This is a genomic window from Xanthomonas sp. LMG 12462 (genome assembly GCF_009192885.1).
In the GTDB taxonomy this organism is placed as follows: domain Bacteria; phylum Pseudomonadota; class Gammaproteobacteria; order Xanthomonadales; family Xanthomonadaceae; genus Xanthomonas_A; species Xanthomonas_A sontii.
The window spans coordinates 89,047-98,655 of sequence record NZ_NMPP01000003.1 but is presented as its reverse complement, the minus strand read 5'-3'; the positions used below and the strand labels follow the sequence as shown (position 1 = coordinate 98,655).

8 protein-coding genes are annotated in these 9,609 nt (G+C 69.9%); 4 read left to right on the top strand and 4 right to left on the bottom strand.

The window, feature by feature from the left end:
- Positions 1–444: 444 nt before the first annotated feature.
- The 3 genes from CEK69_RS01440 to CEK69_RS01430 all read right to left on the bottom strand — a co-directional run bounded on the left by CEK69_RS01440 (position 445) and on the right by CEK69_RS01430 (position 3,059).
- On the bottom strand, positions 445–1,347 hold the full coding sequence (locus CEK69_RS01440) for an arginine deiminase-related protein (protein WP_152243351.1): 903 nt from the start codon (positions 1,345–1,347) through the stop codon (positions 445–447).
- 305 nt (positions 1,348–1,652) lie between these two features.
- A complete protein-coding gene (locus tag CEK69_RS01435) occupies positions 1,653–2,093 on the bottom strand; it encodes a carboxymuconolactone decarboxylase family protein (protein ID WP_152243349.1) in 441 nt (146 codons plus the stop codon).
- Between the two features lie 84 nt (positions 2,094–2,177).
- Positions 2,178–3,059, bottom strand: a complete 882-nt coding sequence (locus CEK69_RS01430) for an RNA polymerase sigma-70 factor (RefSeq protein ID WP_152243347.1) — start codon at positions 3,057–3,059, stop codon at positions 2,178–2,180.
- Between the two features lie 101 nt (positions 3,060–3,160).
- On the opposite strand from CEK69_RS01430, the gene CEK69_RS01425 reads away from it, so the two are divergent.
- The 4 genes from CEK69_RS01425 to CEK69_RS01410 all read left to right on the top strand — a co-directional run bounded on the left by CEK69_RS01425 (position 3,161) and on the right by CEK69_RS01410 (position 8,282).
- Complete coding sequence (locus CEK69_RS01425) at positions 3,161–4,681, top strand: fumarate hydratase (protein ID WP_019799126.1); 1,521 nt, start codon at positions 3,161–3,163, stop codon at positions 4,679–4,681.
- 109 nt (positions 4,682–4,790) lie between these two features.
- Positions 4,791–5,426 (top strand): glutathione S-transferase family protein, encoded by a 636-nt coding sequence (locus CEK69_RS01420; protein ID WP_152243345.1) that lies wholly within the window; start codon positions 4,791–4,793, stop codon positions 5,424–5,426.
- 358 nt (positions 5,427–5,784) lie between these two features.
- On the top strand, positions 5,785–6,192 hold the full coding sequence (locus CEK69_RS01415) for a DUF2946 family protein (RefSeq protein ID WP_152243365.1): 408 nt from the start codon (positions 5,785–5,787) through the stop codon (positions 6,190–6,192).
- A 35-nt stretch (positions 6,193–6,227) separates the two neighbouring features.
- A complete protein-coding gene (locus CEK69_RS01410; RefSeq protein WP_152243343.1) occupies positions 6,228–8,282 on the top strand; it encodes a TonB-dependent copper receptor in 2,055 nt (684 codons plus the stop codon).
- 58 nt (positions 8,283–8,340) lie between these two features.
- Here the strand turns inward: CEK69_RS01410 and CEK69_RS01405 are convergent, their stop codons facing one another.
- Positions 8,341–9,492 carry a phospholipase A gene (locus tag CEK69_RS01405; protein WP_026143478.1) on the bottom strand — a complete coding sequence of 384 codons (1,152 nt, stop codon included), beginning with the start codon at positions 9,490–9,492 and terminating at the stop codon, positions 8,341–8,343.
- Positions 9,493–9,609 lie beyond the last annotated feature (117 nt).

The window sequence follows — 9,609 nt, the reverse complement described above, 5'->3', positions numbered from 1 at the left end:
CTGGTCGCCGCCGCGCTGCTGCGGTGGGGCGAGGCGACCATGGTGGTGTTGACGCTGTCGTATGCGGTCTTCGCGATCGGCTACAGCCTGTCCCGCTTGTTCGGCGGTCGTGGTGGCATCGACCTCGAGCAGTTGTGGCGCGAGGTGCTCAATGCGGTCCTTGGGCTGTGCTGATGGGGTTCGTAGCGGCGTGGGCTGCCCGGCGCGACGGCTGTGTCATGCGGCGTGTCGCACCCTCACCCCAACCTCTCTCCCGGGGAGAGCGGCGAGCGCTTCCCTTCTCCCTGCGGGAGAAGGTGCACCGAAGGGGCGGATGAGGGTACGGGCGAAGCCTCGAAAATGCTTGCTACTGCCAGGCGTTCCATGGCGGCCGTACCCTCACCCCAACCCCTCTCCCGGGGGGAGAGGGGCTCATGGAGGCGTCTGGCTGGAGCCTCTTTCGGCTTACTCGTCCAGCCGCAGCGTCAGGCACTTGGCCGCGCCGCCGGCCTTGAGGAATTCGTCCAGCGGGGTCTGCACCACGCGGTAGCCGATCGCGGCCAGTGCGGCGCACAGTTCGGACGAGGCGCGGTTGAGCAGCAGGGTGTCGTCCAGGTCCACCGCGTTGCAGGCGAAGGCGAGGGCGTCGGCCTCGCCAACGGCGATGCGTCGCGAGGCCGGGATGTGCTGGGCGATCGCCTGCTGCGCGGCGGCGTCGAACGCGGCCGGGTAGTACAGCAGGTAGCCGTCGCGCAGCGGGCAGAAGCAGGTGTCCAGGTGGTAGAAGCGCGCGTCGACCAGGCGCAACGGCACCACCTCGATGTCCAGCAGGTCGGTCAGCTCGTGCGCGGCGGCCAGGTCGCTGCGGTGGCCGTGGCCCATCCACAGCCGGCGTGCGCCGCGGTCCAGCAGCGCATCGCCGGCGCCTTCGAAATACACCTGCTCGGGCAGTTCGCAGATGCGCAGGCCGGCCTGGCGGCACCAGGCGGCGAACAAGGCTTCCTCGCCACGGCGTTCGGCGTGGCGGAAGCGGCTGGGCACGAAACGGTCGCCGAGCACCAGGCCGGCGTTGGCGCTGAACACCATGTCCGGCAGGCCCGGCGCGGCAGCGATGCAGTCGACGCGGGCGCCTGCCGCCTCGGCCGCGGACACCAGCGCGTTCCATTGCGCCTGCGCGCGCTCGCGGCTGGCGGCGTGGACGTTGCCTTCCATCCACGGATTGATCACGTAGTCCACCGCGAAGTGCTGCGGCGCGCACATCAGCAGGCGATGGCGGTAGCGGGCGCCGGCGCGGGACTGCGGTTCGGGGGAGGCGAGGGCCAGGTCGGTCTCGTCGACCAGGCCGACAGCAAGGGCGTTCTCGATCATGCGCGCGCTCCACGTCTGGGATGCGCGCCACGCTAGCGGCGGCGTGTTGCGGGGACATGTCGGTGGACTGGTGGCGTACGCCAGCGGGATGATCAGCCATTCGGCTGCTGAAAAGCCGGGGATTCGGGATTGGGGATTCGTGCAAGCAGAGCCGCGCGCGCTGGGTTTGCCTGGTGTTGGCATGCGTGGTCATGCGTCCAGCGGTGAGCATTCGGGAGTTTTGAAATGCTACGCATCCTTGCCGACGACGCGATCCTGCCTCCGAATCCCCAATCCCCAATCCCCAATCCCGGCGCGAAGCGCCCTTACGGCAGCGCCGGCTGCAGTCCCACGCCCAACCGGTTCCACGCGTTGATCACGGCCACGGCCATGGTCAGCGCACTGATCCCGGCCGGATCGAACTGCGCCGCCAATGCGTCGTAGGCGGCCTGCGGCGGCGCGCCGGCAGGCAGCGTGGTCAGCGCTTCGGCCCAGTCCAGCGCGGCGCGCTCGCGGGCGTCGAAGAAGCGGCTGTCGCGCCAGGCGGCGAGGGTGTCGAGCTTGCGCGGTTCGGTGCCCGCCCTGCGCAGGGCGGTGGCATGCATGTCGATGCAGTAGGCGCAGCCGTTGAGCTGGGAGACGCGCAGGAACACCAGTTCGGTGAGGGCACTGCCGAGCGTGCCGTCGTGGACCTGCTGGCTGGCGCTGAGCAGGGCGCGGAATGCGTCGGGTTCGTGGCGGGTGTAGTCGATGCGATGGAAGTGCATGGTGGGTCGCGCATGGCGGCCAGCATGGCCGCCTTCCCCTCCAGGACGCGGCTGTGCGTCGCGGCGTGACAGCGCCGGCGCAGGTCAGTCACGACTGGCTGCAGGTCGCGCCGTCGGCGCCGGCAACTTGTCCGGGTTCATCAGCGTCAGCACTTCGGCGATGCGTTCGCCGTCGATCACCAGCAGCGTCGCCGACTGCAGCCGCGGCCCCAGGAAGCGCAGGATCGCCTGTTCGCCGTTGACCGTGCCGATCCGCGCCTGCAGGCCCAGGCCGCGCCGCGCCACGGCCCAGTACAGCCGGCCGATGCGCTCGGCGCCGTGCAGGGGGCGCAGGCTGGCGGTGACCTTGCCACCGCCGTCGGAGCGCAACTGCGCGTCGGCGTGCAGCAAGGCGACGATGGCGGCGCGGTCGCCGCGCTGCGAGGCGTGCAGGAAGCGCTCCAGCAGCTGGCGGTGGCGTTCGGGCGTGACCGCGAAGCGGGCCTGGCCCTGGCCGAGCCGTTCGCGCGCCCGGTGCACCAGTTGCCGGCAGCCGGCCTCGCTGCGCTCCAGGGTGCGGCCGATCTGCGCGTAGTCGTAGTCGAACGCTTCCTTCAACAGGAACGCCGCGCGCTCGTGCGGATTCAGCCGCTCCAGCAACGCCAGGAAGGCCAGCGACACCTGCTCGGCGCGGTCGTGGCGCTCGGCCGGGTCGGCGTCGTCGGCGATCTCCAGCGGCTCGGGCAGCCACGGGCCGACGTAGTGGACGCGGGCGCTGCGCGCCGCACGCAGGCGGTCCAGGCCGAGCCGGGTGGTGGCGGTCACCAGCCAGGCCTCGGGGTCGCGGATCGTGCCGCGGTCGCTGGCCTGCCAGCGCAGCCAGGCGTCCTGCACGGTGTCCTCGGCGTCGGCGCGGCTGCCGAGCAGGCGGTAGGCCAGGCCGAACAGCCGGGCGCGGTGGGATTCGAAGGTCGGATCGTGGGTCATGACGACCAGGACGGAACAGGGCGTGCCGGCGTGACAGCGGGCGGGGCCGCCACTTTGCCCTAAAATGGGCGGGTTTCCCCCCGCCAGCCGCAGAGCCAGCCGTGACCTCGATCAAGCAGGAAGACCTCATCCAGTCCGTCGCCGACGCGCTGCAGTACATCAGCTACTACCACCCGGTCGACTACATCAAGAATCTGTCCGCGGCCTACGAGCGCGAGCAGTCGCCGGCGGCCAAGGACGCCATCGCACAGATCCTGATCAATTCGCGCATGTGCGCCGAGGGCCACCGGCCGATCTGCCAGGACACCGGCATCGTCACCGTGTTCCTCGAGATCGGCATGAACGTGCGCTGGGACGACGCCACCATGGGCGTGGAAGACATGGTCAACGAGGGCGTGCGCCGCGCCTACAACCATCCGGACAACAAGCTGCGCGCCTCGGTGCTGGCCGACCCGGCCGGCAAGCGCCAGAACACCAAGGACAACACCCCGGCGGTGGTCAACGTGAAGGTCGTCCCCGGCGACACCGTCGACGTCATCGTCGCGGCCAAGGGCGGCGGCTCGGAGGCCAAGAGCAAGTTCGCCATGCTCAATCCCTCCGACTCCATCGTCGACTGGGTGCTCAAGACCGTGCCGACCATGGGCGCCGGTTGGTGCCCGCCGGGCATGCTCGGCATCGGCATCGGCGGCACCGCCGAGAAGGCGATGCTGCTGGCCAAGGAAGCGCTGATGGAGCCGATCGACATCGTCGACCTGCAGGCCCGCGGCGCGTCCAATCGTGCCGAGGAACTGCGCCTGGAGCTGTACGAGAAGGTCAACGCGCTGGGCATCGGCGCGCAGGGCCTGGGCGGCCTGACCACGGTGCTGGACATCAAGGTCAAGGACTACCCGACCCACGCCGCCAACCTGCCGGTGGCGCTGATCCCCAATTGCGCGGCGACCCGCCATGCGCACTTCACCCTGGACGGCAGCGGCGCGGTGATGCTGGATCCGCCATCGCTGGAAGACTGGCCCACGCTGACCTACAACCCGACCAATGCGCGCCGGGTGAACCTGGACACCATCACCCGCGAGGAAGTGGCCAGTTTCAAGCCGGGCGAGACGATTCTTCTCAACGGCAAGCTGCTCACCGGCCGCGACGCCGCGCACAAGCGCATGATCGACATGCTCAACCGCGGCGAGACGCTGCCGGTGGACTTCACCAACCGCTTCATCTACTACGTCGGCCCGGTCGATCCGGTGCGCGACGAAGTGGTCGGCCCGGCCGGCCCCACCACCGCCACGCGCATGGACAAGTTCACCCGGCAGATGCTGGAGCAGACCGGCCTGCTGGGCATGGTCGGCAAGTCCGAGCGCGGCGATGCGGCGATCGCCGCGATCCGCGACAACAAGGCGGTGTACCTGATGGCGGTCGGCGGCTCGGCCTACCTGGTGTCCAAGGCGATCAAGGCCAGCAAGGTGCTGGCGTTCGAAGATCTGGGCATGGAGGCGATCTACGAGTTCGAGGTCAAGGACATGCCGGTGACCGTGGCGGTCGATGCCAGCGGTGAGTCGGTGCACAAGACCGGCCCGCGCGAGTGGCAGGCGCGCATCGGCAAGATCCCGGTGGTGGTCGAGGCCTGATCGGCCGCAGCGCGAACGCCGGCTTGAGTGCCGGCGTTCTGCACCGCGCTGGCGGTGCGCCGGCGCCGCGGCAATAATCGGGGCTGGTTCCGCCTCCGGGGAAAGCGTCGTGTCCATCGTGCTTTACGGTTCGCCCAGTACCGCCTCGTTCGTCGTGCACTGGTTGCTGATCGAACTGCAGGTCGATTTCGAACTGCGCATGCTCGATTTCGAGCGCCAGGAGCAGAAGAGCCCCGAGTACCTGGCGCTCAACCCGCAGGGGCGGGTACCGACGCTGGTGCTGGACGGGCAGGTGCTGACCGAATCGGTCGCCATCGCCATGCACCTGGCCGACCTCTATCCGCACGCCGGCCTGGCGCCGCCGCCCGGCACCCATGAACGCGCGGCCTATTACCGCTGGATGCTGTTCGGCGCCTACACTCTGATGCCGGCCTACCGCGACTGGTTCTATTCCGACGAACCGGCCGGTGCCGACAATGCCGAGCGCGTGCGCGCCAGTGCCCGCGCGTTCCTGGAAAAGGCCTGGGACGAGGTGGCGACCCACCTGGAGCAGGGCGGCCCGTATCTGCTGGGAGAGCACTGCAGCGCAGCCGACTTCGTGCTGGTCATGCTGATGCGCTGGTCGCGCAACATGCCGCGGCCCACCGACAGCTGGCCGGCGCTGAAGGCGCTGGCCGACAGGATGAAGGCGCGCCCGGCGTTCCACGAAACCTATCGGCGGGAAGGCATTGCCGATTGGGCGTGAGGTATGGCGCGGAAGCGTGGTTCCGGAAGCAACGGCGGCTACGTCGTGGGGCGTCGGCTGTCGGGGCGCGGCAGCTTCCCCGGACAACGAAGATAGGTTCGTTGAGACTTCGCTCGTCCGTTTTTTCTGCTCTTCGACATGAGAGCCGAATCAGCAAAGCGCTGATTCACAAGCACGTGCGCTGACCGCTCACGTGATTCACCGCGCGCAAGAGGCGTCGCGCGTCGTCGAGCAGCACGCGGCGCCCCCTCCTGCGTCACGTTGTCGCACCCGCGACTGCGGCCGACCCGCTGCCGACGCGGCCGCCTAGAATGATGCGGTGTCCGTCCTCCGTGCTCCCGCCCGACTGCGCCGCCTGATGCGCTGGCCCGCCTTGCTGGCCGCGCTGTTGCTGGTGGTCGCGCCGGTGGCCAGCCGGCTGCTCGAGGCGGCGACGCTGCCGGTGCCGTTGTGCACCGCGGCTGGATTGCAGCAGGCCGACGCGGACCTGCCGCCGCAGCACGGCGCCGTCCATGCCGGCCACGAAGACGCGTCGGGCATGCAGCGCGACCATGGCCCGGCGCATGCCGCCTGCGATTACTGCCTGCTCGCCGCACGGCTGCTGCCGTGGCTGGCGATCGTCCTGCTGCTGGCCACGGCCTTGCCGGCGCCGAGGGCCGCGACGCCGCTGCGTCATCGCGTCCATGCCGCCGTGCGCTGGCGTGCGCACGGCGCACGCGGGCCGCCACTGAATCTCCAGAGCGCTCTCCTGTTTCCGGTGCGCTAGGCGCGCCGGCGCCGTTCTTTTCTGGAGTTCACCTCATGCCTCAGTTCCTGCCGTCGCCCACGCGGGCGGCGTTGTCGTGCTGCATTCTTGTCAGTCTGTTTCCCGCTTCCGGCCATGCCGAGGCGCCCGATGCCACCACCCTCGACCGGATGCTGGTGACCGCCACCGCGCCGGTCGCGCCGCTGACCTGGACGGTCGATCCGAAGCTGCCGCGGCAGCCGGTGCCGGCCAGCGACGGCGCCGACTATCTGAAGACCGTGCCGGGCTTCGCCGCGATCCGCAACGGCGGCACCAACGGCGATCCGGTGCTGCGCGGCATGTTCGGCTCGCGGCTCAACGTGCTCAGCAACGACGGCACCCTGGTCGGCGCGTGCCCGGCGCGGATGGACAACGCCTTGTCCTACATCGCGCCGGAGACTTTCGACCGGCTCACCATCGTCAAGGGCCCGCAGACCGTGCGCTGGGGGCCGGGTGCCTCCGCCGGCACCGTGCGCTTCGAACGCGACACGCCGCACTACGCGGCGCCGACGCTGGAGGGCGAGGCCAGCGCGCTGGTCGGGTCCTGGAACCGCAACGACCAGAACCTGGACCTGCGCGGCGGCAACCGCAGCGGCTACGCCCGCGTGGACGCCAACCGCTCCGAGTCCGGCGACTACCGCGATGGCGACGGCGCAGTGGTGCCGTCGCGCTGGCGCAAGTGGAATGCCGACGCCGCGGTCGGCTGGACGCCGGACCCGGACACCGTGCTGGAACTCTCCGCCGGCAGCGGCGACGGCCTGGCCCGCTACGCCGGGCGCAGCATGGACGGCACCCAGTTCCGTCGCACCAGCTACGCCGCGCGCTTCGAGCGCACCGACCTGCCCGGCGCCTGGGAAGCGCTGCGCGCCAACGCCTACGTCAACGACGCCGACCACGTCATGGACAACTACACGTTGCGCCGGCCCAACCCGCAGTCGGCGATGCCGATGCCGATGGCCGCCAACGTGGACCGGCGCACCAGCGGCGGGCGCGTGGAATCGGAGTGGCGCTGGGAGCAGGTCGTGGTCCAGGCCGGCGTCGACACGCAGCAAAGCCGCCACCGCGACCGCAGCGCCAGCGGCGAGGGCGCATACCGGACCGTGCCGTGGCGCACCGACGCGCGGTTCGACAATCTTGGCGCCTTCGCCGAGGCGACCTTCGGCGCCGGCACGGCGCAGCGCTGGATTGCCGGCTTGCGCCTGGACCGCGCGCAGGTCGAGGACACCCGGCGCAGCATCGGCATGATGGGTATGCCCAATCCCACTGTCGGACAGACGCGCAGAGAAGACCTGGGCAGCGGTTTCCTGCGCGTGGAGCGCAACCTCTCGGCCGACACCGTCTGGTATGCCGGCCTCGGCCGCAGCGCACGCATGCCGGACTACTGGGAGCTGTTCTCTGCCGACATGGGCCCGATGGGCGCGGCCAACGCCTTCGCCGGGCTGCGCCCGGAACGCACCACCCAGCTCGATCTCGGCCTGCAGTACCGCGGCGCGACCGTGCAGGGTTGGGTCTCCGCCTACGCCGGGCGGGTGCAGGACTTCATCCTCTTCACCTATGCCGACGGCGGCATGATGGGCACCACCACCCGCGTCGACAATGTCGATGCGCGCATCGCCGGCGCCGAGGCGGGAATGGATTGGCAGCCGTTGCACGGCCTGACCCTCCGCGGCACGCTGGCCTACGCCTGGGGCGAGAACCGCAGCGACGGCACGCCCTTGCCGCAGATGCCGCCGCTGGAATCGCGGCTGCGACTGGAGTGGGAAGGGCAGCGCTGGTCGGCCGGGGCGCTGCTGCGCGCGGTGGCGCGGCAGGGGCGGGTGGCGTTGGACCAAGGCAACGTGGTCGGCCGCGACCTCGGCCGCAGCGCCGGTTTCGCCACGCTGGGGGTGAGCGGCGGCTACCGGGTCAGTGAGGGGCTGCGGCTGAGCGCCGGCATCGACAACGTGTTCGACCGCCGCTACAGCGAACATCTCAACCTGGCCGGTAGCGCCGATTTCGGCTTCCCGGCCGACCCGGTGCGTATCGCCGAACCGGGCCGCAATCTCTGGTTGAAGGGCAACTACCGGTTCTGAGCGATCGGTGCACGCGACGCCCAGGCGGGCGTCGCGTGCGCCGCTCAGCCGTGGCCGATCAGAACCATTCCAGCAGCGAGATGCCGACGCCGACGTAGGTGGCGCGGTGGTTGTAGTCGATCATGCTCTCGCCATAGCCGTCGAACACCTGCACATGGCCGCGCAGCAGGTTGCTGATCGGGAAGCCCCAGTCCAGCTGCACCGCGCCGTGCGAGCGGTCGCCGCCGCGCAGCGAATGCCGTGCCATCAGCGCCACCTCGTGGCCGTTGCGGTTGTAGATCAGGGTCGCGTCGCCGCGGCCCATGTAGTCCTCGATGTCCGGATTGTTGTCCTGCTTGCGGCTCTCCGGGATGCGGTACCAGGGGCGCAGCACCAGCGCCCAGTTGTCGCGGTCCAGGCCGATGTTGAGCATCGCCCGGTTCCAGCTGCGCGACAGCGGATCGCTGCGGCCGTTGGACTGGTGGGTCAGCTGGATGCCGGTCATCCGTCCCTTCCAGCCGAACAGGCTGTAGTTGTTGCGGAACACCAGCATCAGTTCCGGCTCGTAGTTGGTCTCGCGGAACGGCCGCGACTGCTCCGCGTTGTAGACCTGCCAGCGCGAGCTCTGGGTATAGGCGCCCCACAGGTCGCCGTTGTCGCCGAAGATGTTCTCCACGATCTTGGTCTTGAAGCTCAGCTGGAACTTCGCCTCCACGCTGTCCAGCGGCTCGGCGGTGGTCACCGTGTTGACCGGGTTCGGCGAGGACGGCAGCTCGTTCTTCTTGCTGGTCCAGAACGCCGGCAGCAGGTACACCGGCTTGTAGGCGCGCAGCTGGAAGGTGCCCAGCTTGGAGTCCTTGGCCAGTTCCCAGCGGCTGTCCAGCAGCGAGCCCTTGCCGGCATTGGCGATGGTGCTGTCGTAGCGGTCCTGCTTGAAGATCGCGGCGGCGCGCTGGCGGGTGCGCTCGGCGACGCCGGCGTCTTCCGGCACGCTGGCGTCCAGCTGTTGCTTCTGGCGTTCGCTGGCAGCCTTTGCCGCGGCATCGGCGGCCTGCGGATCGGCGGTGCGGCGCGACAACGCCTGGTCGTAGCAGGCCAGGCGGGCGGCGTCGCTGGAAATCGCCACGCAGGCTTCCGGCGAGGCGGGGGTGGGCAGGACTTCCTGCGCGTGCGCAAGCGGCACGGCCGCGATCGACAGCAGCAACAGGGGACGGACCTGACGATGGGACATGCGGTTCTCGCTGCAACGGGCGGCGCGGGCGGGTGGTGCGCTGCCGGGGTGAATGGCCGGCAGGGAAAATACAGGAAGTGACGACAACAGGGTCATCACACGTTCATGCTGCCGCCG